24 protein-coding genes and 1 pseudogene are annotated in these 23,462 nt (G+C 71.5%); 12 read left to right on the top strand and 13 right to left on the bottom strand.

Going from position 1 to position 23,462, the window contains the following annotated elements:
• Positions 1-62: 62 nt before the first annotated feature.
• The 6 genes from P5G59_RS15335 to P5G59_RS15360 form a co-directional block, all read right to left on the bottom strand.
• Entirely contained in the window at positions 63-716 is a 654-nt protein-coding gene (locus P5G59_RS15335; protein ID WP_175336659.1) for a response regulator, read from the bottom strand.
• Positions 717-749: 33 nt separating this feature from the next.
• Entirely contained in the window at positions 750-1,967 is a 1,218-nt protein-coding gene (locus P5G59_RS15340) for a hypothetical protein (RefSeq protein ID WP_301219865.1), read from the bottom strand.
• Positions 1,964-3,130 carry a sensor histidine kinase gene (locus P5G59_RS15345; protein ID WP_301219866.1) on the bottom strand — a complete coding sequence of 389 codons (1,167 nt, stop codon included), beginning with the start codon at positions 3,128-3,130 and terminating at the stop codon, positions 1,964-1,966. The genes P5G59_RS15340 and P5G59_RS15345 overlap by 4 nt, the downstream gene beginning before the upstream one ends.
• 15 nt (positions 3,131-3,145) lie before the next feature.
• Entirely contained in the window at positions 3,146-4,351 is a 1,206-nt protein-coding gene (gene metX / locus P5G59_RS15350) for a homoserine O-acetyltransferase MetX (protein ID WP_301219867.1), read from the bottom strand.
• Positions 4,352-4,391: 40 nt separating this feature from the next.
• The gene (locus P5G59_RS15355) at positions 4,392-5,201 is read right to left on the bottom strand and encodes a potassium channel family protein (protein ID WP_301219868.1); all 810 of its coding nucleotides are present in this window, start codon (positions 5,199-5,201) and stop codon (positions 4,392-4,394) included.
• A gap of 120 nt (positions 5,202-5,321) precedes the next feature.
• Positions 5,322-6,644 (bottom strand): bifunctional o-acetylhomoserine/o-acetylserine sulfhydrylase, encoded by a 1,323-nt coding sequence (locus P5G59_RS15360; RefSeq protein WP_301219869.1) that lies wholly within the window; start codon positions 6,642-6,644, stop codon positions 5,322-5,324.
• Between the two features lie 108 nt (positions 6,645-6,752).
• Between P5G59_RS15360 and P5G59_RS15365 the strand changes: the two genes are divergently transcribed.
• A complete protein-coding gene (locus P5G59_RS15365; RefSeq protein WP_301219870.1) occupies positions 6,753-7,532 on the top strand; it encodes an SDR family oxidoreductase in 780 nt (259 codons plus the stop codon).
• A 4-nt stretch (positions 7,533-7,536) separates the two neighbouring features.
• Positions 7,537-8,238 (top strand): potassium channel family protein, encoded by a 702-nt coding sequence (locus tag P5G59_RS15370; protein WP_301219871.1) that lies wholly within the window; start codon positions 7,537-7,539, stop codon positions 8,236-8,238.
• A 3-nt stretch (positions 8,239-8,241) separates the two neighbouring features.
• Here the strand turns inward: P5G59_RS15370 and P5G59_RS15375 are convergent, their stop codons facing one another.
• Complete coding sequence (locus P5G59_RS15375; protein WP_301219872.1) at positions 8,242-9,033, bottom strand: aminoglycoside adenylyltransferase domain-containing protein; 792 nt, start codon at positions 9,031-9,033, stop codon at positions 8,242-8,244.
• 2 nt (positions 9,034-9,035) lie between these two features.
• Positions 9,036-10,514, bottom strand: coding sequence for an MFS transporter (locus P5G59_RS15380; protein WP_301219873.1), 1,479 nt, complete (start codon positions 10,512-10,514; stop codon positions 9,036-9,038).
• Between the two features lie 42 nt (positions 10,515-10,556).
• Here P5G59_RS15380 and P5G59_RS15385 point away from each other — a divergent pair, with 42 nt between their 5' ends.
• The 5 genes from P5G59_RS15385 to P5G59_RS15405 are packed head-to-tail and all read left to right on the top strand — an operon-like array spanning position 10,557 to position 13,199.
• Positions 10,557-11,078: a phosphoribosyltransferase gene (locus tag P5G59_RS15385; RefSeq protein ID WP_301219874.1), complete on the top strand. Its 522-nt coding sequence runs from the start codon at positions 10,557-10,559 to the stop codon at positions 11,076-11,078.
• A 5-nt stretch (positions 11,079-11,083) separates the two neighbouring features.
• Positions 11,084-11,776 (top strand): uracil-DNA glycosylase, encoded by a 693-nt coding sequence (locus tag P5G59_RS15390; RefSeq protein WP_301219875.1) that lies wholly within the window; start codon positions 11,084-11,086, stop codon positions 11,774-11,776.
• A gap of 35 nt (positions 11,777-11,811) precedes the next feature.
• A complete protein-coding gene (locus P5G59_RS15395) occupies positions 11,812-12,390 on the top strand; it encodes a GNAT family N-acetyltransferase (protein WP_301219876.1) in 579 nt (192 codons plus the stop codon).
• Between the two features lie 27 nt (positions 12,391-12,417).
• Positions 12,418-12,966, top strand: a complete 549-nt coding sequence (locus P5G59_RS15400) for a DUF2781 domain-containing protein (RefSeq protein ID WP_301219877.1) — start codon at positions 12,418-12,420, stop codon at positions 12,964-12,966.
• Positions 12,967-12,968: 2 nt separating this feature from the next.
• Positions 12,969-13,199: a hypothetical protein gene (locus P5G59_RS15405; RefSeq protein ID WP_301219878.1), complete on the top strand. Its 231-nt coding sequence runs from the start codon at positions 12,969-12,971 to the stop codon at positions 13,197-13,199.
• Positions 13,200-13,308: 109 nt separating this feature from the next.
• Here the strand turns inward: P5G59_RS15405 and P5G59_RS15410 are convergent.
• A pseudogene (locus P5G59_RS15410) lies at positions 13,309-13,665 on the bottom strand (DMT family transporter); the annotation flags it as partial.
• A 233-nt stretch (positions 13,666-13,898) separates the two neighbouring features.
• On the opposite strand from P5G59_RS15410, the gene P5G59_RS15415 reads away from it, so the two are divergent.
• Positions 13,899-14,345 carry a helix-turn-helix domain-containing protein gene (locus tag P5G59_RS15415; RefSeq protein ID WP_301219879.1) on the top strand — a complete coding sequence of 149 codons (447 nt, stop codon included), beginning with the start codon at positions 13,899-13,901 and terminating at the stop codon, positions 14,343-14,345.
• A 10-nt stretch (positions 14,346-14,355) separates the two neighbouring features.
• On the top strand, positions 14,356-15,231 hold the full coding sequence (locus P5G59_RS20830) for an alpha/beta fold hydrolase (RefSeq protein WP_301220148.1): 876 nt from the start codon (positions 14,356-14,358) through the stop codon (positions 15,229-15,231).
• 108 nt (positions 15,232-15,339) lie between these two features.
• Here the strand turns inward: P5G59_RS20830 and P5G59_RS15425 are convergent, their stop codons facing one another.
• From P5G59_RS15425 to P5G59_RS15435, 3 genes are read right to left on the bottom strand one after another with little or no spacing between them, the layout of a single operon-like run.
• Positions 15,340-16,125, bottom strand: a complete 786-nt coding sequence (locus tag P5G59_RS15425; RefSeq protein ID WP_301219880.1) for a hypothetical protein — start codon at positions 16,123-16,125, stop codon at positions 15,340-15,342.
• Complete coding sequence (locus P5G59_RS15430; RefSeq protein WP_301219881.1) at positions 16,122-17,054, bottom strand: ABC transporter ATP-binding protein; 933 nt, start codon at positions 17,052-17,054, stop codon at positions 16,122-16,124. Before P5G59_RS15430 ends, P5G59_RS15425 begins: the two co-directional genes overlap by 4 nt.
• Complete coding sequence (locus P5G59_RS15435; protein WP_301219882.1) at positions 17,051-17,446, bottom strand: GntR family transcriptional regulator; 396 nt, start codon at positions 17,444-17,446, stop codon at positions 17,051-17,053. Before P5G59_RS15435 ends, P5G59_RS15430 begins: the two co-directional genes overlap by 4 nt.
• A gap of 152 nt (positions 17,447-17,598) precedes the next feature.
• Between P5G59_RS15435 and P5G59_RS15440 the strand changes: the two genes are divergently transcribed.
• Genes P5G59_RS15440 through P5G59_RS15450 form a run of 3 tightly spaced genes read left to right on the top strand, consistent with a single transcriptional unit; the run spans position 17,599 to position 21,578 of the window.
• Positions 17,599-18,708: an alpha/beta hydrolase family protein gene (locus P5G59_RS15440; RefSeq protein WP_301219883.1), complete on the top strand. Its 1,110-nt coding sequence runs from the start codon at positions 17,599-17,601 to the stop codon at positions 18,706-18,708.
• 9 nt (positions 18,709-18,717) lie between these two features.
• Positions 18,718-20,148, top strand: a complete 1,431-nt coding sequence (locus tag P5G59_RS15445; RefSeq protein WP_301219884.1) for an amidase — start codon at positions 18,718-18,720, stop codon at positions 20,146-20,148.
• A gap of 50 nt (positions 20,149-20,198) precedes the next feature.
• Entirely contained in the window at positions 20,199-21,578 is a 1,380-nt protein-coding gene (locus P5G59_RS15450) for a pyridoxal phosphate-dependent decarboxylase family protein (protein WP_301219885.1), read from the top strand.
• 86 nt (positions 21,579-21,664) lie between these two features.
• Here the strand turns inward: P5G59_RS15450 and P5G59_RS15455 are convergent, their stop codons facing one another.
• Positions 21,665-23,461, bottom strand: a complete 1,797-nt coding sequence (locus P5G59_RS15455; RefSeq protein WP_301219886.1) for a gamma-glutamyltransferase family protein — start codon at positions 23,459-23,461, stop codon at positions 21,665-21,667.
• Between the last annotated feature and the right edge of the window lies 1 nt (position 23,462).

Genomic DNA, 23,462 nt, shown 5'->3' on the forward strand with positions numbered 1-23,462 from the left:
GGCACAAGGAACGCCCCTGACCTCGCGCAGGTCAGGGGCGTTCCGCCCGGGCGTTCGCCCGGTCAGTCGTTCTGCAGCAGGATGCCGTCCTGGATGGCACGCTTCCTCAGCGCCACCTTCGTGCCGACGTCGTAGCCCGCGACGCGATACTTCTCACGGATCCGCTTGAGGTAGCTCTTCGCCGTCTCATCCGAGATCCCCAGCTGGAAGGCGACCGCCTTCACCGGCTCACCCGCGCCGTACAGCGCCATGACCCGGCGCTCCTGCGCGCTCAGCTTGGGGGCACCGCCGGCCTCACCGGCGTTCAGCGCGAGATCCAGCTCGGCCGAGATGAACGACTCGCCCTTCTGGGCGGCGCGGATCGCCTCGACGATCATCTCCGCGTCCTCGCTCTTCACCAGGTAGCCCATCGCGCCGGCCGCGAGAGCCTCGCGCACCACCGCCGGCTCCGAGTACGTGCTCATCAGCACCGTCGCGACCCCGGTCGTCTTCAACGTCGACAGCTTCAGGGAGATCGGGATGTTGTCCTTCAGATCCAGGTCGAGCAGCACGACATCCACCGGGAACTCCGGGTGCGTCAGCAACTCGGGCCAGCTGGCGACGGCGGCCACCATGCTGATGTCGTCCGCCGCGTTGCGGATCCACTCCGTCAGTGCGCCGAGCAGCATCTTGTGGTCGTCCACGATGGCGATTCGAATGGGCGGTTCCTCGCTCATGGCCTGCCTTTCTCCGTCACGGTCGCGCCGGGCTCAGCCCAGCTCACCTGAGGGGTCGCTCACTGTCGTGATCTCGATGCGCAGAGTCGTCCCGGAGAACGACTCGACATAGCGGCCCACCTTACGGATAGCTTGCCATGCCGCAGGGTCTACCCCGTTTCGCGGCACACCGCTGGTTTCGATGACGATCTGCATGGTCGCGCCCGGGTTCGCCGTGCGCGGATACGTCCCGACGGGCCGCGAGAGGTCGAGCGTGAGCGTCCGCGGCTGGCCGGAGCCCGCGCGCACCGGGTCGCTGATGAGCAGCCAGACAGCCGTGAGGAGGCCGTCGCGCTGGTCCCGCTTCAGGCCCGCGGCCAGGCCATCGGCGTCCGTCAGTGTCACCGTCGGCCCGAGTAGCGCCGACTCCGTGACCGCGTGGTACAGCCACGTCTCCTTGCGGCCCTGGATGAGGTGCAGCCGCAGCTCGGTGGCGAGGGTGGCCGCCGCATCCGCGGTGTCCTCGTCCAGGGGCAGACCCGTCCGGCCGGTGGCGACGCCGTCGAGGAGCCGCTCGGCGGCGAGGTCGAGGCGCGCGAGCTCCTCCGACGCGAGCATCCCGATCGCGTAGCCGGGGGACGCGACCGTGCTCTGCACCTGCACGAGGTCGAGTTCGAGCTGCACGAGGGTGCGGAGCGAGCGCACGATCTGCACGCCGACCAGCGGCGGCCCGACCGCGATCGCGACCGTCACCAGGCCCGGCCCCAGCAGCTGCGGGTCCGCGAGCGACCGCCAGATCTCCACGACGATCAGCACCACGCCGAGTGCAGCCGACGCCAGTACGATGTCGCGCGCCGGGCGCACCGGCGCGCAGAGCAGCAGCGCCGGCCCCACCGCCGCGGCCGCGGTGAGCGGGACCACCGCGCCGCCGATCGGCCACGTGCCCGCGATATCCAGTGCGACCGCGGCCGCCCACAGGCCGAGCGCGCTCAGGAACAGCCACAGCGGCAGCTCGTCCGGCAGCCGGAAGCGCAGCACGAGCGCTGCGACGAGCGTCACGGCGACGAGCACCCAGGCGGTCACCGTCAGGCCGAGCATCGGGTACTCCGGCACGTTGAGCGCGAACAGCACGAGCAGGAACGCGATCAGGGCGACCGTCGCGACGTTGAAGCCGAGGTCGAGCCGGGCACGGCTGAGCGCATCCCGCTCGTCGCCCGCGCTCCCGCGCCCGAGCGTCCGCCGCGGCACCGTGCGCTCATCCACCCCGGTCACTTCGGCACCTCCAGCACGACGGTCGTCCCGCTGCCGGGCGACGAGAACAGGCGGGCGTTCCCGCCGACGTCACGCAGCCGGGCCACGATCGACTCGGTGAAGCCGAGCCTGCCGGTGTCGATCGTCGCGACGTCGAAGCCCTTGCCCGCGTCCGTCACCATGGCGCGCACGTTGGTCTCGTCATCGGTGATCGTCACGTGCGCCTCGTTCACGCCGGAGTGCCTCCGCACGTTCTCCAGGCACTCGCCGAGCGCGAGCAGGAACGCATCGAGCACGTCGCTCGGCAGGAGCACCTGACCGGCGCCGTGCCAGTTGACCTCGAGCCCCATGCGACGGAAACGCTGCTTCACCGACTCCAGGGTGTTCCCGAGGGTGGACTCCTCGACCGGCTTGAGCTTGTAGTCGCCGGAGCGCGCCGGGTCGGGGGTGAAGCCGAGCCGCAGCTGCCGCAGCAGCGCCGCATCCTCTGCCGCCTGCTCCCGCAGGGCGCTGTGGCTGACGCCGACGCCCGAGTGCGCTAGCAGGGTCAGGGTGGCCAGCACTGTGTCGTGCAGCAGGCGCGCGCTCTGCCGGCGGCGCGCCTCCGTCTCGCTCGCCTGCCGCTCCACCCGGTATGCGCGGCTCATCGTCGAGATCCGCTTGAGCGTGCGGGGGACCGTGCGCGCCAGCCAGATGCCGGTCGCGGTCAGCACGATCCAGCCGGTGACGGTGAAGACGAGCGGTTCGACCAGCCGCGAACCCGTCAGCCACAGGGTCAGGCCGAGTGCTGCGATCGTCGCCGCGGCCGACACGACGAGCAGCAGCACGCGGGAGCGGGACGAGACGGCCGGCACGCTCACGCACGCGACGCCGGCGGCGCCGATCACGCCGACGGCGCTGATGGCCGACGGGCCGAGCGCGGTCCCCGGCAGCAGGTGCAGCAGGATGAGCGCGACACCCGCGACGACGATCACCCACATCCACAGCGTGAGCCGCAGCAGCGAGGCGAGCTGCCACTGCGCGTAGGCGAGGCAGACCAGGAGCACCACCGACGCCAGGTACAGCGCGATCGGGAGGGAGCCCGGCACGCTGAGGCAGATGAGGGCGGTCGCGGTCGCGGTCAGCCCGACGCTGCGGGCGGTGGAGGCGAGGAGGCGATCACGCTCCTTCTGGATGCGCGACATGCCCCTCCATCTCCGTCATTCCGTCAGGAGCCGCCTCAGCTGCGTGCTGACGGCGTCGTCCTCGATCAGGAACCCGTCGTGGCCGAAGTCCGAGCGGATCACCACTGGAACTCTACCGTCCAGCGTGTCCGGAACGTGGTAGGCGATCTGCTCCTGACCCTCGACGGGGAACAGCCGGTCGCTGTCGATGCCGACGACGAGCGTGCGGGCGGTCACGCGCGATAGGGCCGCCGCGAGCCCGCCGCGGCCGCGGCCGACGTCGTGGGAGTTCATCGCCTCCACCAGGGTGAGGTAGCTGTTCGCGTCGAACCGGCGGGTGAACTTGTTGCCGTGGAAGTCGAGGTACGACTCGACGGCGAACCGGCCGCCGCCGCCGAGCGGGCTGATGCCGCTCTGCCAGGCGCGCTGGAACCGCTCGTTGAGCTCCGACGGGCTGCGGTAGTTCAGCAGCGCCATCCGCCGGGCGAGCGCGAGCCCCCGGTGCGGTCCGTCGCCGTCCTCCGCGTCGTAGTACTGGCCGCCGCGGAACAGCGGGTCGGTGCGCACCGCCTCGATCTGCACCGAGTTGAGGGCGATCTGGTCGGCGGTCGAGTACGGGGGAGCGGCGATCACCGCGAGGCGCTCGACGCGGTCGGGGAACATGACGGCCCACTCCAGAGCCTGCATGCCGCCCATCGAGCCGCCGACGACCGCGCCCCAGCGCTCGATGCCGAGGGCATCGGCCAGCGCCGCCTGCGCGTTCACCTGGTCCCGGATGGTCGTGAACGGGAAGCGCGCACCCCACTCGGCCCCGTCCGGGGCGAGTGAGGCCGGGCCGGTCGTGCCCTGGCAGCCGCCGAGCATGTTGGGTGCGACGACGAACCAGCGGTCGGTGTCGATCGCCTTGCCCGGGCCGATGATGCCCTGCCACCAGCCGGGCGTCGGGTGGCCGCGGCCGGCGGAACCGGTCGCGTGCGAGTCGCCGGTGAGGGCGTGCAGCACGAGCAGCGCGTTGTTGCGTTCGGGCGACAGTTCGCCCCAGGTCTCGTAGGCGACCCGGACGAACGGGAGGCTCTCGCCGCTCTCGAACGCGAACGCCCCGATGCCGGCGAACTCGCGGTCGCCGGGCGGGTCGGACTCCTTCCACGCACCGCTCGCCGGAGGCTTGCCGAGCAGCGTCCTCGCCTGCGCCTCCGTGATGAAACTCGACGGCGCCGTGTCGGCCGATGTCTGCCACTCCATGAGCCCATTCTTCCCGAGCGCGGGGAACGGGACCGAAGTGTTACGACCCGTCCGTCTCGGCGAGCAGCCGGCGGAGTTCCGCGCTCGCCGCCTCCGACTGGGCGAGCAGTGCGCGGAGGCGGTCGGCGGTCGGTCCCGGCCGGGTCTCGCCGGCGTCGGGCGGCTGCTCCGTCTCGCCGCCGCGCCGCGGACCGAGGAAGAGGTTGGCGAGGTATCCGGTGAAGGTGCCGAAGATGCCGACGCCGACGATGATGATCACGGTCCCGATCAGCCGGCCGGCGTTGGTGACGGGGTACTGGTCGCCGTACCCGACGGTGGAGATCGTGACGATCGTGTACCAGAGCGCGTCGGAGGCGGAGCGGATGTTGGAGCCGTCCGCGTCCTCCTCCACGGCGAGGATCGACAGGCTGCCGAACTGCAGCACCAGGATGCCGAGCAGCAGCAGCGTCATCAGGGCGCTGTTCGCGCGGTCGTGCAGCAGCGTCCTCCCGACTGCGCGGATGCCGACCTGGCGCAGCAGCCGCACCACGCGGAGCAGCCGGAAGACGCGGAGGACCTTCAGCTGCGCGAACGGCAGGCTCGCCAGCAGGTCGGCCCAGCCGAAGCCGCGGAAGAAGTACCGTCCGGCCGACGGCGCCGTCAGCAGCCGGTACAGGAAGTCGCCGAGGAAGATCACGCTGAACAGCGCGTTCATGGCCGACAGGATCAGCTGCAGGGAGGGATCGGAGGCGAACGCGTACATGAGCACGAGGTTCGCGATCGAGAGGATCGAGAGAAGGCCGATGAAGATCTCGTAGGCGGTGTTCTTCAGTTCGGAGCGGACCTTCCTCGCCCCGCGTGGTGTGGTCATGGCCACATTGTGCTGCCGCGGTCCGCGCCGCGAGGAGACACCATCCACTGCCGACTACACGAAGAGTGCACGCAGAACCGGGGTTCTGCGTGCACTCTTCGTGTACTCGACGGTGGGGGGTTACGCGCGCGCGGCCTCCACGACCGAGCGGGCGGCGGCGAGGCCGGCGGACAGGTCGGCCTTCAGGTCGTCGATGTTCTCCAGCCCGACCGAGAGGCGCACCAGGCCGGGGGTCACGCCCGCGGTCAGCTGCTGCTCCGGGGTGAGCTGCGAGTGCGTGGTCGACGCCGGGTGGATGACGAGGCTGCGGACGTCTCCGATGTTCGCCAGGTGGCTGAACAGCGAGAGGTTGTCGACGAGGGCAGCGCCCGCGTCCACACCGCCCTTGAGCTCGAACGACAGCACCGCGCCGACGCCCTTGGGGGCGTACTTGTTGGCGGCCGCGTACCACGGGCTCGTCGGCAGACCCGAGTAGTTCACCGAGGCGACGTCGGGGTGCGCCTCGAGGAACTCGGCGATCTCCTGCGCGTTCTGCGTGTGCCGCTCGACGCGCAGCGACAGCGTCTCGATGCCCTGGATGAGCTGCCAGGCGCTCGCCGGGGCGATCGCCGAGCCGAGGTCGCGCAGCAGCTGCACGCGGGCCTTGATGATGTAGGCGAGGCCGTCGCCGACCGCGGCCGTGTAGCTCGCGCCGTGGTACGACGGGTCCGGCTCGGTGAGGCCCGGGAACTTCGCCACGTTCTTCGACCACTCGAAGCTGCCGCCGTCGACGATGATGCCGCCGATGACCGTGCCGTGGCCGCCGAGGAACTTGGTGGCCGAGTGGACGACGATGTCGGCGCCGTGCTCGAACGGGCGGATGAGGTACGGCGTCGCGATCGTGTTGTCGACGATCAGCGGAACGCCCGCCTCGTGCGCCACGTCGGCGACCAGGGCGATGTCGAGGATGTTGATCTTCGGGTTGCCGATCGTCTCCGCGAAGAACAGCTTGGTGTTCGGGCGGACGGCGCGGCGCCACTCGTCGGCGTCGTCCTGGTTCTCGACGAACGTGGTCTCGATGCCCAGCTTGGCGAGCGTGTACTTGAACAGGTTGTACGTGCCGCCGTAGATCGAGCTGGAGGAGACGATGTGGTCGCCCGCCTGCGCGATGTTGAGCACCGCGAAGGTCTCGGCCGCCTGGCCGGAGGCGACGAGGAGGGCCCCGGTGCCCCCTTCGAGCGCGGCGACGCGCTCCTCGACGACGGCCTGCGTGGGGTTCTGGATGCGCGTGTAGATGTTGCCGAACTCGGCAAGCGCGAACAGGTTCTTGGCGTGCTCCGCGTTGTTGAACACGTAGGAGGTGGTCTGGTAGATCGGGGTCGCCCGGGCGTTGGTCACCGGGTCCGGCGCGGCGCCGGAGTGGATCTGCTTCGTCTCGAACTGCCATTCGGCGGCGTCGGTCATGGCTTCTCTCTTTCGGGTAGGCATGTGGGCGGGTCGTAGGAAGGCTATTCGCGTCACCGCGCGCGGGCAACGCCTCCGAAACACGCCGTAACCCGCCACAATGGCCTCATGGCAAGACGTGTGGTCGTGACGGGAGCGAGTTCGGGCATCGGGGCGGCGACGGTGCGCGCCTTCCGGGAGCAGGGGTGGGACGTGGTCGGCGTCGCCCGGCGCGAGGACCGCCTCCGGGCGCTCGCCGAGGAGACCGGCGCCGAGGCTTTCGCCGCCGACCTCACCCGGCAGGAGGACGTGGACGCGCTCCGCGACCACCTGGCGGCGACCGGCGGCGTCCACGCGCTCGTCAACAACGCCGGCGGAGCGCACGGCCTCGACTCGGTGGAGTCCTCCACCGTCGACGACTGGGTCTGGATGTACGAGATCAACGTCATCGCCACCAAGCGCGTGCTCTCCGCGCTGCTCCCGCTGCTGCGCGAGGGCGCGCGGGAGACGGGTCACGCCGACATCGCAGTGGTCACCTCCATCGCCGGCCTCACCGCGTATGTGGGCGGCGGAGGCTACAACGCGGCCAAGTTCGCCGAGCACGCGCTGACCGAGGTGCTGCGGCTGGAGCTGAACGGCGAGCCCATCCGGGTCGTCGAGATCGCCCCGGGCATGGTGGCGACCGAGGAGTTCTCGCTGGTGCGCTTCGGCGGCGACCGGGCGCGGCGCGATGCGGTCTACGAGGACGTCCCCGAGCCGCTCTCGGCGGAGGACGTCGCCGAGACGATCGTGCACGCGCTCACCCTGCCGCGCCACGTCGATCTCGACCTGATCGTGGTCAAACCGGTGGCCCAGGCCGCGCCGTACCGGTTGCACAAGGGCGAGCTGAAGGTCAGGACCGAAGGCTGACGCCATGGGGATCGCGAACGACGCGAAGCGCGAGCGCTGGGAGCGGGCCACCGCGTGGCCGACCATGGCCGCGTCGTTCCTGTTCCTGATCGCGTACTCCTGGGACACCCTCGATCAGCGTCCGACCCCCGACCTGCACACCGTCCTCGTTCTGGTGCTGCTGGCGGTGTGGGCGTTCTTCCTGGTCGACTACGTGGTGCGGCTGACGCTCGCCGAGCACAAGGGGGACTTCCTCCGGCACTCGATCATCGACCTGCTCTCGGTGTTCGTCCCCCTGGTCCGGCCGTTCCGGCTGCTGACGGGGCTGCGCCGCATCCCGGGGCTGCGCGGGAACACGGCGTCGCACCTCCGGCGGCGTGTGGTGATCGTCGCCGGTGTCACGGTGCTGATGTTCATCTACGTGATCGCGCTCGCCGAGTTCCGGGTGGAGCGCTACGCCGACGGCTCCAACATCCGCAGCTTCGGCGACTCGCTCTGGTGGGCGTGCGTGACCATGGCGACGGTCGGCTACGGCGACTACTACCCGGTGACCGTCCCGGGCCGCCTGCTGGCGGTGGTCCTGATGATGGGCGGCATCGCCATCGTCGGCACCGCGAGCGCGACCATCGTCAGCTACCTCAACGAGCGGACCCAGCACCTGCGACGCCGTGACGACCCCCGCGACGAGGGCGGCCGGACGCACGAGGGCCGCGAGGACCGCGGCTGACGCTCACTCCTCGGCGACGCTCACGCATTTCCGCAGCAGAGCGAGCGCCTCGCGTCCGTCGCGCACGGTGAACTCCTGGCGGTCGCCCGTGCGGTCCCGCACCGCCCGCTGCAGGAGCTCCGCGTGCTCCGGCCAGCGCTCGGCGGCGTGGTCGGCCGCGGCCGTCTTGGAGAGCACCTCGCCGGTTTCGATGGTCGCGACCAGCCGGATGGGCCCGAGGGTGACCCAGCGCACGGTCTCCGGGCGCAGCGGCTCGTGCTCCGCGCGCCCGGCGAGCTCGGCCTCCAGTCCGTCGCCGATGCGCTGCCAGTAGTCCTGCAGGTTGTCGCGCGAGAACGCGACGACGCCCTGGGCCGTGCCGGGATGCCGGTCGGACACCGGGCTCCAGATCACGTCGCCGCCGTCGACGACGCCCTGGACGCCGGACTCGAGCTCGCGCCAGGTGACCCAGCTGAGCTGTGCGCCGGGCAGCGAGGAGACGAGCACGCCCTCGACGACCTGCGGCGCGGTCTGCACGATGTCCGGTCCGCGGGCGATCTCCGACTCCGTCAGGTACACCCCGTCGATGTGCGGCTCGGATGCGGCGTGCAGGCCGGCGAGGGCAGGCAGGTCGTCGACCGGGTCGCGGGTGACGACGAACACCACGTCGATGTCGCTCACCCCCGCATGCCAGTCGCCGGCGGCGGCGGAGCCGGTGACGATCGCGCGGCTCACCAGCCCCGGCGCGAGGCGTCTCTGTTCCAGCAGGAACTGCGTGACGGCGTCGGCGACGGCGGGCGGGAGCTGCTCGGACATGATCACTCCATGGCGGGTTCGGGTGGTTCGACGGGTTCGGGGTCCGCGAACGCCAGCCGCGGCACGAAGAAGAGGAGGACCGCGGCGAGGAGGGCGCCGAGTCCGCAGATGGTCCACACCAGCATGTAGCCGAACAGGCTGGCCGCGGTCGCCGTCACGGTCGCGGCGCCGGCCAGCAGCACGACGCCGAAGACGGCGGACGCGAACGACCCGCCGACCGTCTTCGTGGTGTTCGTCAAAGCGGTGGCGATGCCCGTCTGGCCGCGTGGGGCTGCGGCCGCGGCAGCTGCGGGGAGCGCCCCGACGAGCGCGCCGGAGCCGACGCCGGCGATCGCCATGTTGGTGAACACCTCCCAGGTCTGGAGGTGGAACGGCAGGAAGAGCAGGTACCCGATCGCGACGAGGAAGGACGCGCCGATGAGGGTCACCCGCGGGGTCAGCCACGACGAGACGAGCGGGAACAGCAGGGCCCCGACGATCATCGAGATGAGGTAGGCGCCGATCAGGATGCTGCGCTGCCCGGCCGTGAGCCCCAGCCCGTAGCCGTTCGCCGGGTCGGTGCCCGCGTAGGTGCTGAGCGGGGCCTGCGCGCCGAGCAGGCTGATCCCGATGAGCCCCGCGGTGAGTTGCACCGGCCACATGGTCGGCTTGCGGAGCACGCGGAGGTCGATGGCCGGGTCGCTCTGCCGCAGCTCCCAGCGCGCGAACGGCACGAACGAGAGCAGCCCGAGCACGATGAGCCCCCACACCCACCAGGTGCCCACGCCGTTGAGGCGCAGGAAGGTGAGGCCGGAGGTGATGAGCAGGAGCCCCAGCGCGAGCAGGGTGAAGCCGACGCCGTCGAGCGAGCGTCCGGGGATGGGCTCCGATTCCGGCACGCCGAAGAGGATGGCGAAGAACACGAGCGTCACGGCGACGGCGGGCACGGTCAGCGTCAGGGTCACGTTGCCGCCGAGCGCTTCGAACAGCAGGCCCGCTCCGACCGCGCCGAGGATGGCGCCGGCCTCCAGTGCCACGACGAGGAGCCCGGCCGCCCGGCGGGTGCGGGAGGCGGCCGCCCCCGTCCGCCGGCCACGGTCGAAGATGAGCGCCACCTCGAGCGGAAGCCAGACCACGTAGAACCCTTGCAGGGCGAACGCGAGCAGGTACGAGACGAAGTCGCCGGAGAAGGCGAGCGCCCAGGTGGACAGCGCCGTGAGCGCGGTCGCGATCAGCAGGATGCGCTTGTGCCCGAACATGTCGCCGAGCTTCGCGAGCACCGGCAGCACCAGCGCGGAGACCAGCAGCTGGGCCGCCTCGAACCAGTTGTAGTCGGCGTCGTGGATGCCCAGATGCTTCACGATGTCGGAGATCAGCGGGACGTAGTAGCCCTGCAGGATGCCGCTGGTCAGCTCCACGAGCGCGAGCCAGCCGATCAGCCCCGCCATCGCTCCCATGGCGACCGTGGCCCGGCGCTGGGCCGACGTCCTCTCCGATGTCATGCGCGGATGCTAACACCGGCGCACCCCCGGTACGGTAGAACAATGGCCAGCGAACTCGACGATTCCGGTGCAGACGTCCTTCAGGAGACGGAACGGGAGGTCCTCGGCTGGCTGGAGTTCGGCGAGGCGGCTCGCCATCTCGCCGGCGAGGTCGTCGAGTCGGGCTTCGAGCCCGACCTGGTCGTGGCCATCGCCCGCGGCGGCCTGCTGCTGGCCGGCGCCATCTCCTACGCGCTCGGGATCAAGGCGTGCGGAGCCCTCAACGTCGAGTTCTACACGGGCGTCGACACGCGGCTCCCCGAGCCGGTCGTGCTCCCGCCGATGCTCGACTCGTCGGCCCTGAACGCCAAGCGCGTGCTGCTCGTCGACGACGTCTCCGACTCCGGCCGCACCCTCGCGATGGTCGTCGACCTGATCGCCGCCTCCGGCGCCGATGTGCGCACGGTGTGCCTCTACTCGAAGCCGCGGACCGTGCTCGAGCCCGACTTCGTCTGGCGGCGCACCGACCGCTGGATCACCTTCCCCTGGTCGGCCCTCCCGCCGGTGACCGCCGCCACGCACTGACGCCTGTGCCGAAGACGCTCGCCGAGCTCGCCGCCGACGGCTCGATGGACGCCGGCTGGGCGGCCGCGCTCGAACCGGTCGCCGACCGCATCGCCGCGATGGGCGAGTTCCTCCGCGCCGAGGTCGCCGCGGGGCGCCCGTACCTGCCGGCCGGGGACGCTGTCCTCCGCGCCTTCCGCGCACCCCTCGCCGACGTTCGGGTGCTGATCGTCGGCCAGGACCCGTACCCGACGCCCGGGCACCCGATCGGGCTGTCGTTCGCCGTCGAGCGGCACGTCCGGCCGCTGCCGCGGAGCCTGCAGAACATCTACCGCGAGCTCCGCGACGACCTCGGGATCACGCCTCCGCCGCACGGCGACCTGAGCGACTGGGCCGGCAACGGCGTCATGCTGCTCAACCGTGTCCTCACCGTCCGGCCCGGCGAGCCGGCGTCGCACCGCGGGAAGGGCTGGGAGGCGGTCACCGAGCATGCCATCCGCTCGCTCGTCGCGCGTGGCCGCCCGTTCGTGTCCATCCTGTGGGGGAGGGACGCCGCCACCCTCAAGCCGCTGCTCGACGGCAACCCCGTCATCGAGTCGGCGCATCCGAGCCCGCTCTCCGCCTCCCGCGGCTTCTTCGGCTCGAAGCCGTTCTCCCGCGCGAATGCGCTCCTCGAACGTTCCGGCGAGAAGCCGGTCGACTGGACCCTGCATCCGTAATACGGACGCAACGCGGGCGACGTACGCTTGAGGGCGTGTTGGAAGAGGAATACCAGGAGCGCCGCGTCCTGCCCCGCCACCTGCGCAAGCAGGAGACGCCGGAGGCGCCGTTCGAGTACGCCATCCGCGACGCCCGCCCGGAGGACCTCCCGTACGTCCGCGAGATCTACAACCACTACGTCGCCAACAGCACCGTCACCTTCGACGAGGATGCGATGACGCTGCGCGAGTGGAAGAGCAAGTACGCGTACCTCACCAAGCTGAAGATGCCGTTCATCGTCGCCGAGTCGCCCAGCGGCCAGATCCTCGGCTACGCCCTGGTGCAGCCGTGGAAGCAGAAGCGCGCCTACCGCTTCACTGTCGAGAACTCGATCTACCTGGGGGCTGCATCCACCGGCAAGGGCCTGGGACCCGTTCTCATGCAGGCCCTCATCGACCGGTCGAAGGAGGCCGGGCTCAAGGAGATGATCGCCGTCATCGCCGACAAAGGCGCAGAGGCCTCGATCAAGATGCACGAGAACTTCGGCTTCACCGAGATCGGCCGGATGGGCCGGGTCGGCTACAAGTTCGACCGCTGGCTCGGCACCGTGCTGATGCAGAAGTCGCTCAAATAGCGCGGGACCGGCGCTAGGCTCGCCCCCGTGAGCACCGTGACCCCTGAGACCGGACAGGTCGCCGCCGCCGCACCCGCGCGGCCGGCGAACCTGCCGCTGCGCAAGCGTCCGTTCGACATCTTCTTCATCGTGATGTTCTCGCTGTTCATCGTGACCTGCATCATCAGCGACGCCATCCCGACGCTGGGGATCCCGCAGACGGCGACGACGACCAACATCCTCGCCCAGTGGAACTACACGTACTCGTCGCAGTACGACCCGCTCTACATGCAGGAGCCGCTGTGGTTGCGGTTCATCACCGGCACGAGCGCGTTCGTATACCTGCCGTTCTACGTGCTGCTCGTGATCAGCCTGGTGAAGGGGTTCAACTGGATCCAGCTGTTCGCCGTGATCTACGCGACCATGATCATCAGCCTGACCGCCATCCCGATCTTCGGCGTCGAGTTCTTCGGCCCGGTCGGGCAGCGCACGCCGAACCCGGTCGTGTTCCTGCTCTACAACGGGCCCTACGTGCTCGTACCCTTGCTCTTGCTGATCCGGATGCGCAGGCCGCTGCCGTTCACGAGGAGGTTCTGACGATGCCGCTGCTGGAAGACCTGACCGTCTACGAGGACGGCGACCGCTACGACGTGTACGACCACTCGTTCCCCGACGAGGATGCTGCGCTCGGCCGGGGCCGGCTGCTCGGCGAGGTGACGGTGACGCCCGAGGGCGAGTACGTCCCGGCCGGCGTCGGTGCGGTGTACCCGTTCGTCGCGCCTGCGCGCACGCTCGACGAGGCGCTGGAGGCGTTCGTCGGGTCCGCCTGAGGGCGGCCGGTCGCCGCCCTCCGACGTGAGCGATCGAACGTTCGAATCTCCTGCCCGACTGCCTAACGTCGGAGATTCGAAGCCTCCGCCGCCGAATTCCCGACGCTAGTCACGCCGGGTGCCTGGCTCCGAGCTCCAGGAGCCCGACGCCGCCGATGACGAGCACGAGCCCCGCGATCTGCACCCAGGTCAGCGACTCCTTGAAGAACACCCAGGAGATGATCGCGATCGCGGCCACGCCGACCGCCGACCAGATCGCGTAGGCGATGCCGAGCGGGACGCCGCGGCCGAGCGCGAGCGAGAGGGCGAAGAACGACGCCACGTAGCCGACGACGACGATCACGAAGGCCCACCACCTGGCGTTGTCGCCCGAGGTGAACTTCAGGAACGTGGTCGCGACGACCTCGGTCGCGATGGCGACCGCCAGGAACAGATAGCCGAGCACGGATGCCACGCTAGCGAAAGCCGGAGCATCCGCCCTCCTCCCGCTATGAGTTCACTGCACGTTCCGCTCCGAGTCGCAGGCTCGACCTAGCCTGAGGGCGACGACATCGTCGGACGGAGCGGAACCCGCGCCGGCCGAGTGAGGCCGATGGCATGAAACCGTGGCCGGGAGCGCGAGACTCCCGGCCACGTCCATGTCCGCCAGGGTTTCCATATGTACGTTTGAATGCGTTTATGTGCGTATATAGTGGTCACATGGTCGAACTGCTGAGCGTGAAAGAAGTCGCTGACGAGCTGCGCGTGCAGCCCCGCACTGTCCGCGAGTACATCCGGACCGGTGCCCTCCGGGCCACTCGGATCGGCAAGAACTATCGGATCCGGGTTCAGGATCTGGCGCTGTTCACCCGAGGGGATGCGACGCTGCCGGCTGTCGGCGAGGAACCGGGCGATGCCGCCCCGGGTGCACGGAGCCACCCTGGCTCGCAGGCCACGGTGATCCTGGACATCGCCGCGGAGGACGGCCTCGTGGTCGATCGCATCACCACCCTCGTGACGGCGGCGGGGTTCGCCGCGGGAGTCGACCTCCACCTTTCGACGATCGCCGGCTCCGCTGCGATGAAGATCATCCTCACCGGGCCCGTCGGAGGCGTTCTCGACGCCGCGGCCGCGGTGCGACGTGTGGTGGGAGTGACCCATGAGTGAAGTGGGCGCCATGTTCCGATCACCGGAGGGTGAGCAGGCGTTCCGGCGCGCGTACGACGAAGCCGTGGCGTTGCTCGTCCCCGCCGCTGAGCGGCTTCGGATCCCGACCCCGTCCGGACTCGTCCACGGCCTGGCGACAGGCCGCCCGACGGCGCGGCCGGTGGTTCTCCTTCACGGGTCGGGTGCGACCTCCGCCGGTTGGGCGGCGGAGCTCTCCGATCTCAGTCGCGACCACCGTGTCTTCGCTTTGGACCTTCCCGGGGAAGCCGCGTCCGCGCCCGGTTCCCGGCGCCCGCTGACGCCCGGGACGCATGCCGCCTGGCTGACGGAGGTGCTGGCGGCCCTGGGCATCGAACGTCCGACGATCGTCGGGGAGTCCCTGGGCGGGTGGGTGTCCCTGGACTTCGCGTCCAGGTCGCCCGATGCGGCTGGACCGGTGATGCTCGTGTCCTCCAGCGGGATCGGTCCCCGCCGCCTGGCGCCGTTGCTGATCGCCGGCCTTCTCGGGGCGGCGGGCGATCGAGGACGCGCCAAAGCGCTCAGATATCTCACTGGACCTCATCAGCCTCGCCCTGAGACTGCGGGCGAGACCGTCTCTCCTCTGACGTCGCTCGCACTGACGACGTTCGCCCACTTCTCTCCGCGGACGGACGCTCTGCCCGTGTTCGGCGACGAGGCGCTCGCGCGGGTGTCCTCGCCGATGCGGATCGTCTACGGCGCAGGCGACAGGATGCTCGACGCCCCCGCTGCGGCGAGCCGGGCACGCGCGCGGATCCGTGACGCGGATGTCGTGCTGCTCGACGGTGTCGGTCATCTGATCCCCGACCGGGCCGGGAAGGTCGGTTCCTTCGTGAGGGCCCAGGGCCGCGCGGGTGCTGAAGGATGAGCGAACCCGCGCCGGCCGAGTGAGGCCGATGGCAGGAAACCGTGGCCGGGAGCGCGAGACTCCCGGCCACGTCCATGTCCGGACCCCCTCCGGACAGCCTGTGCGGTGTCAGCTGCGCGGCGTCGCCCTGCCGAGGACCGCGTAGCCCGCCGCGGCCGCGATGACGGTCGGGAGGAGCAGCCAGGCGGTCACCCCGATCGGGCCGTTCGCGACGAACCATTCGCCGACGGCCGGCCAGTTCTGCGTGTAGGTGAGCAGGGCCACCGCGCCGACGATCAGCAGGGCGAGCACGGCGCCGGCGGCCAGGATGCCGTACATCCGCCAGCGCATGAACAAGGCTGCCGAGAACGCGCCGACCGCGAAGAAGAACAGCATCGCGGCGAACACCATGAACAGCCGGCCCGCGAAGGTCTCGTCCGCGAAGTACACCGAGGTGAACAGGTGGCCGCCGAGGCCCCAGCCGTTCGTCCACTCCTCGAGGGTCGACAGCAGAGCGAACCCGAGCGCGTACCCGGCGGCGAGCAGCAGGAAGGTCAGGCCGGAGCCGATCGCGAAGTCGCGGCGCGTCACGCTGTAGCCCAGTGCGAACGGGAAGGTGGAGGAGACGATCTGGATGGCGATCACCATCATGTAGACGAAGATGTAGAACGCTCCGCCGCTCCACTGGGTGCCGTCCATGGCGTCGGCCCGGTCCGCGGGCGCGGCGGCCGACCAGATGATCCACCAGATCAGCCAATTCACGATGCCGATGAAGAACATGATCATCGCGGGGATCCAGATCACTGTCCACTTGTTGACGAGGTTCAGCCGGACCACCCGCCAGATGCGCGCTCCGGCGCCGGGGGCGGCGGCCCGGGCGCGGCCGGGTGCGGCTGCGGGGTGTGCTGCGGTCATGCGCTCTGCTCGATTCCTGTCTCGTGGGCGTCCGGCGAGCGGACCCCGGTGGTGCGGACGATCAACTGCTGGAGGGACACCGGCGCGAGCTCCAGGCCCGCGGCGGCGGCCTCGGCCCGGTCGGCGGGACCGACCCCGGCGACGGTCACGGAGGAGAGCCCGCCGAGACCGTCGCGGTGCACGACCTCCCGGCCCCGGACGAAGGCATCGACGGCGGCGCGCGGGCCGACGACCGTGGTGGCGGAGGTGCGCAGCGTGTCGGCGTCCTCATCCATCAGGATGCGGCCCTGGTCGATGACGATCACCCGCTCGAGCAGGTTGGCCACCTCGTCGATCAGGTGCGTGGAGAGCACCACGGTGCGCGGATGCTCGGCGAAGTCCTCAAGTAGGCGGTCGTAGAACAGTTGCCGGGCGACCGCGTCGAGGCCCAGGTATGGCTCGTCGAAGAAGGTGAGCGGCGCCCGAGAGGCGAGGCCGACGATCACGCCGATGGCGGAGAGCTGACCGCGGGACAGCTTCTTGATGCGGCGGTTCGTCGGGAGCCGGAACTCGTCGACCAGCTGCTCCGCGAACTCCGCGTCCCAGTTCTCGAAGAACCAGGGTGCGCTGCGCAGAACGTGCTTCGGCTGGAAGTCCTCCGGGTAGCGCTGGCTCTCCTTGATGAAGCAGATGTTCTGCAGCACCCGCGCGTTCTCGGTCGGCTTCTCGCCGAAGACGTGGATGTCGCCCTCGGTCGCGAAGTCCTGGCCGGTGATGAGCTGCATCAGCGTGGTCTTGCCCGCGCCGTTGCGGCCGAGCAGCCCGTGGATGCGGCCGGGCTCGATGCGGAGGCTGACGTCGTCGATCGCGGCGAACGTCCCGAACCGCTTGGTCAGGCCCGTGACCTGCACCGCCGGGGCGATGGAGGCGGGGGCGGGGGCGGCGCTCATGCGCTCAGTCCTTTCGTCAGGGGTGCGGTCGGCTCGGGCGCTGCGGCCGTCGCGATCATCCGGGAGAGCTGGTCGGGGCCGATGCCGAGCTTCGCGGCCTCCGCCAGGAGGGGACGGACGTACTCGTCGCGGAACGCGTCGCGTCGTTTCGCGACGAGTCGTTCGCGCGCGCCGTCGGAGACGAACATGCCGATGCCTCGCTTCTTGTAGAGGATCCCCGCGTCCACGAGGAGGTTCACGCCTTTGCCCGCGGTGGCGGGGTTGATCCGGTAGAAGGCGGCGAACTCGTTGGTCGACGGCACCTGCGTCTCGGCGGGGTAGACCCCGTCGATGATGTCGTCCTCGATCTGTTCGGCGATCTGCACGAAGATCGGCTTGCCTTCGTCGATCATCCGAACTTCACCGGTTCATTACTCATGTAACTAACCAACCAGGCGGGGCATTGATTTGTCAAGACCCGGCGTCACGTTCGTCGCTGCCGGCTCGTCCGGAGGGTATGGGGTGGCTACTGGCTGTCGGGTGCGTCGTCGCTCTCGTCCTGCTCGTGGAGCGCGCCGCGGACCGCATCGGGATCGCGGCCGCGCGTGCCGCCGTCGCGCCCGCCCGGCGGCGCGCGACGCGCATCCACCGGAGCGACCGGACAACCGTGACCCTCGACGCCGACCGGTGGACGACCCACGCCGGTTCCTTCGGGCTGTGGTTCGGCAGCGGTGGGCACGCGGTCGTCGGCGCCGTGTGCGGGCTCGACTCGCACGCCGGCACCGTCACGCGGGAGCTCGTGGCCGTGACCGGCGAGCTGACGGGTCACGACCGCGGCCGCTGGACGGGGCACGTGCACGCCGGGCCCGCCGCCCTGTCGTGGCGCTACCGCGAGGTGGAGCTGCCGGTCGCCGGGGGAGTCGCCCCGGCCTGGGAGATCGAGCCGGCCGCACGGCGGCGCTCCACGACCTGGGCGATCCACATCCACGGGATGGGCGCGACGCGCGTCGGCGCCCTCGGGGCCGTCGCCGCGACCGACACCCTCGGGATGATGTCGCTCGTGGTCTCCTACCGCGGCGACGGCGAGGCGCCGGACGCCGAGGGGGGCCGGGTCTCCTCGCTCGGCTCGCGCGAGTGGAGCGACGTGGATGCGGCGATCCGCCACGCGCGCGACCGCGGCGCCGAGCGCGTCGTGCTGGTCGGTTGGTCGCTCGGCGGGGCGATCGCGCTGCAGTCGACCGAGCTCAGCGCGCACCGCGACCTGATCGACCGTCTGGTGCTGATCGGTCCGGTCACGGACTGGCGCACGGCGATCCGCCAGGGCGCGCGGGAACGGCGTCTGCCGCGGTGGATCGCGGGTGCGGCGCTCCGCACGCTCTCCGACGAGCGGAACGCCACCCGGGTCGGCCTCCCAGCGCCCATCGACTTCGCCCAGCTGGACTGGACGCGTCCGGACCGCCTCACGGTGCCGGCCCTCGTCATCCACTCGGCGGGCGACCGGCTCGTGCCCCTGAAATGTTCGGTGCTGTTCGCGATGGCCAACCCGTCGCTGGTGCGGCTGATCGAGCTGCAGCCCGCCGAGCACGGCTGGGAGTACAACATCGACCCGGAGGGCTTCACGGACGCGGTGGTCGAGTTCCTCTCCGCCGCGCGCGAGGACGACCGGCTGGGTTAGCCTGGCGCCATGGCCGACCTCCACGAGCTGACCGCGCTCGACCTCTGGCAGGAGCTGCAGACCGGGCGCGTGTCGCCGCGGGAGCTCGCCGCGCACTACCTCGACCGGATCGAGCGGCTCGACCCCCAGCTCGGCGCGTTCGTGACGGTCACGCGTGACCGGGCCCTGCAGCGTGCCGACGAGGTCGCGGAGAGCGTGCCGAAGACGGCTCCCCTCTGGGGGCTGCCCTCCGGCGACAAAGACCTGTGGCAGCGCGCGGGCGTCCCGACCGGGTTCGGGTCGCGCGCCATGGCCGGGTTCGTCCCCGCGGAGAGCGACGAGATCGTCCGGACCCTCGACGACGCGGGCGCCGTCAGCCTGGGCAAGACCAACGCGCCCGAGTTCGGCCTCCCCGCCTACACCGAGTCGCTCGCCGCGCCGCCCGCACGCAACCCCTGGGACACCCGGCTCGGCGCGGGAGGGTCGAGCGGCGGTGCGGCCGTGGCGGTCGCCGCCGGGCTGCTGCCGTTCGCGCCGGGATCCGACGGCGGCGGAAGCATCCGCATCCCGGCCGCCGCCTGCGGCCTCGTCGGGCTGAAGCCGTCCCGCGGGCTGGTGCCGGCCGGCAGCGGAATCGAGGCGCTCGCCGGCCTCGTCGTCGACGGACCGATCGCCCGCACCACCGCCGACGCCGCCCTGCTGCTCGACGGGATGATCGCAAAGCGCCCGGACGGGACCATCGACCACCACTACACGCTGCGCGCCCCCTACGACGACGACGGCCCCTTCCTCGGAACGGCCGTGCGCGGGGAGGGCCGGTTCCAGCTCGGCGTGATGACCACCTCCGCGTGGGACGGCGCCTACGACATCGCGATCGCGCCGGAGGCCCTCGCCGCGCTCGAGGCGGCGGTCAACGCCTTCTCGGGGATGGGGCACGGCCTCGAGGAGACCGCGCTGGAGCCCGACGACACCTATGCGCCCGCGTTCCGCACGATCTGGCAGGCCGGCGCTGCGCGCATCCCGGCCGAGGGGGAGTCCCTGGCGCTGCTCGAACCGCTCACGGCCTGGCTGGTCGAGCGGGGCCGGTCCCTCAGCGCCCGCGAGCTGAGCGAGGCGCTGTCGGCGCTGACCGCGTACGAGCGGTCGTTCCTCCGGCAGCTGTCGTCGTTCGACGCGGTGCTCACGCCCGCCATCGCGATGACCCCGCGGCCCGTCGGCTGGTACGACCAGGAGGACGGCGAGCGGAACTTCGCCCAGCAGGTGCAGTACACGCCGTTCACCTCGATGCTCAACGTGACCGGTCTGCCGGCGATCGTCCTCCCGGTCTCGCAGACCGAGGACGGGCTGCCGATGGGCGTGCAGCTGATCGGGCGGCCCGGCGGGGAACGGACGCTGCTCTCGCTGGCCGCGCAGCTGGAGCGGCGCGTGCGCTGGGCCGACCGTCGCCCTCCGGTCTGGTGATCCGGCGGACGGACTCCCACGAGACCCCGGTGGACCGCTAGCATGCCCGCGTGAGCGACCAGGATGAGTTCCGCCCGGCGCTCGACGAGGCCGTCGCGCTCGCCGGACGCTGGCTCGGCGACGTGCGCGACGGACACATCCCGCCGAGCGCCGACGTCGAGCAGGTGAAGGATGCGCTGGGCCGGGAGCTGCCCGAGCGCGGACCCGGCGCCGTCGAGGTGCTCAGACACCTCGCCGAGGCGGCGGAGCCCGGGCTCATGCGCATCCACTCGCCCCGCTTCCACGGCTGGGTGATGGGCGGTGCGCAGCCGGTGGCGCTGGCGGCCGACTGGCTGACCTCGGCGTGGGACCAGAACAACGGATTGCGCGCGGTGACCCCGGGCGTCGCCGGGGCGGAGGAGCTCGCCGCCGAGTGGCTGCTCGACCTGCTCGGGCTGCCGTCGGGCTCGGAGGTCGGCTTCGTCACCGGCGCGACGGTCGCCAACCTGGCCGGTCTGCTCGTCGCGCGCGACGAGGTGCTGCGGCGCGCGGGCTGGGATGCCGCCGTCGACGGCCTGGCGGGCGGCCCGCAGGTGCGACTCTTCGTCGGGGCGGAACGGCACGGCTCGGTCGACAGCGCGGCGTCGATGGCCGGTCTCGGTCACGGGCGCGCCATCCCGGTCGACGACCAGGGCCGGATGCGCGTGGATGCGCTCGCGGAGGCGCTCGCCGAGGGCGAGGGGCCGGCGATCGTCGTGCTGCAGGCGGGCAACATCCACTCGGGCGCGTTCGACCCGTTCTCGGAGGCGATCGAGGTCGCGCACCGGGCGGGGGCCTGGGTGCACGTGGACGGCGCCTTCGGGCTGTGGGCGGCGGCCGCGCCGGCGCTCCGCCCGCTCGTCGCGGGTGTCGCCGACGCCGACTCCTGGGCGACGGACGCGCACAAGACCCTGAACGTGCCGTACGACTGCGGGATCGTCGCCGTCGCGGATCCCGGAGCCCTGCACCGCGCCATGGCGCAGCACGCGGCCTATCTCGCCTCGTCGGACACGGTGGCCGACCCGTCCGACCGGGTGCCGGAGCTGTCGCGCCGGGCGCGTGGCGTCCCGGTGTACGCGACGCTCGCACAGCTGGGCCGGCAGGGGGTGGCGGAGCTCGTGCAGCGGCTGGCCGACTCCGCGACGGTCATCGCCGACGGCGTGCGCGGCCTTCCCGGCGGCGAGGTGCTCAACGACGTCGTCTACACGCAGGTGTGCGCGGCGTTCGGCAGCGACGACCGCACGCGTGCGGTGGGGGAGGCGCTGCTCGCCGACGGCCGTGCGCTCGCCTCCGCGTCGACCTGGCACGGCCGTGCGGTGCTGCGCTTCTCGGTCAGCAACTGGCTGACCGACGCCGCCGAGGCCTCCCGGACCGTGGACGCCGTCCGCCGGGCCGTCGCCGCCGTCGGCTGAGCCGCGACTGCGATCCGCCGGAACGTCTGCGGCCGCGCGCGCAGCCGCAGACGTGACGGGAGGCCGCAGTCGCGACTGCCGGGGCGTCAGCGACCCGCGGCGTAGCCCTGCATGCCGCGCGGGTTGGCGGCGGCCGAGAGCACGCCCGTCCCGGGGTCGCGGCCGACGGAGGAGAGGCGGCCGAGCGTCCAGTCGCCCGCCCGGACCACGCGGTGCCCGCGCGCCAGGAGCCCCGCGATGACGTCGTCGCCCAGGCGGTCCTCGACCACGGCACCGGCGGGGGTCCAGGTGCGCGGCCAGAACGACTCGGCGATGGAGGTGGTGTGCAGCGCGGGTGCGTCGATCGCCTGCTGCGGCGTGTAGCCTCCCACGATCGTGCGCAGCAGATAGAGCAGCTGCCACTGGTCCTGCTGGTCGCCGCCGGGCGAGCCGACCGCGGTGACCGGGACGCCGTCCCGCAGCACCAGCGTCGGCGTCAGCGTGGTGCGCGGCCGCCGGCCCGGGGTGAGCGTCGCCGGGCCGCCCTCCTCCAGCCAGGTCATCTGCAGGCGCGTGCCGAGGCAGAAGCCGAGCTCGGGGATGGTCGGGGACGACTGCAGCCAGCCGCCCGACGGCGTCGCCGAGACGATGTTGCCCCAGCGGTCGACCACGTCGATGTGGCACGTGTCGCCGCGCGTCTCACCGCTCCGCGACACCGTCGGCTCGCCGATGCCCTCGCTCGCGACGCCGGACGGCGGGGTGTACGAGGTCCGCAGCGGCGGCCGGAACGGCGCCACCCCCGGCACCTCGCCCGGCCGCACCTCGGCCGACGCCGTCTCGCCGATCAGCGCCCGGCGCCCGTCCGCGTAGCCGGGGGAGAGCAGCACGTCGAGCGGCACGTCGGCGTCGCCGTAGTACGCGTCGCGGTCGGCGTACGCGAGCTTCTGCGCCTCGAGCACGATGTGGGCGCCGAGCTCGGTCGACGGGTCGAGCCGGTCGTCGTCGAACCCGTCGAGGAGCGCGAGGGTCTGCAGCAGCGCGGGCCCCTGCGTCCAGGCCCCGGCCTTCGCGATGGTGCTGCCGCGGAAGTCGAGCGTCACCGCCGGCTCGTAGGCCGCACGGTACGCGGCGAAGTCGTCTTCGGCGATGACGCCGGCGTGGTCCGCGCCGTCGGAGTGCCGGTGCGGGGTGCGCACGAAGGCGGCGGACGCGGTCGCGACCGCGCCCGTGGCCCACTCGACGCGGGCCGCCTCGATCCGCTCCTCCCGGCTTCCCGCAGGGTCGCCCGCTCCGATCAGGCCGCGGAGGACCCGCGCGTAGGCCGGGTTCGCGATCAGCTCGCCGGGCTCCGGGATGCGGCCGCCCGGCATCCAGCGCGCGGCCGACGTCGGCCAGTGCTCGGCGAACAGGGGAGCGACGGTGCGGATCGTGGCGCACACGCGTTCGAGCGCCGGGTGGCCGTCCTCCGCGTAGCCGATGGCGAAGGCCAGCACGTCGGCGAGCTCCCAGGTGCCGTGGTCCTTCAGCAGCAGCAGCCAGGCGTCCACCGCACCGGGGACGGCCGCGGCGAGAGCGCCGGAGCCGGGCACGAGCTCCAGCCCCTCGGCCCGGTAGTGCTCCGGCGTCGCGCGCGCGGGCGCCGGACCCTGCCCGCTGAGCACGACCGGGCTCGGGTCGTCCGCGGTCGCGAACAGCGCGACGAGGTCGCCGCCCGGACCGTTCAGGTGCGGTTCGACCACGTGCAGCACGAACGCGCCGGCGACGGCCGCGTCGAACGCGTTCCCGCCGCGCTCCAGCACCGCCTGGGCGGTCGCGGTGGCGAGCCAGTGCGTCGATGCGGACATCCCGAAGGTGCCCTGCAGGGTGGGCCGGGTGGTGAACGCGGCAGGCGGCGTGAACGCCATG

This window comes from Leifsonia virtsii, assembly GCF_030433675.1.
Lineage (GTDB): Bacteria > Actinomycetota > Actinomycetes > Actinomycetales > Microbacteriaceae > Leifsonia > Leifsonia virtsii.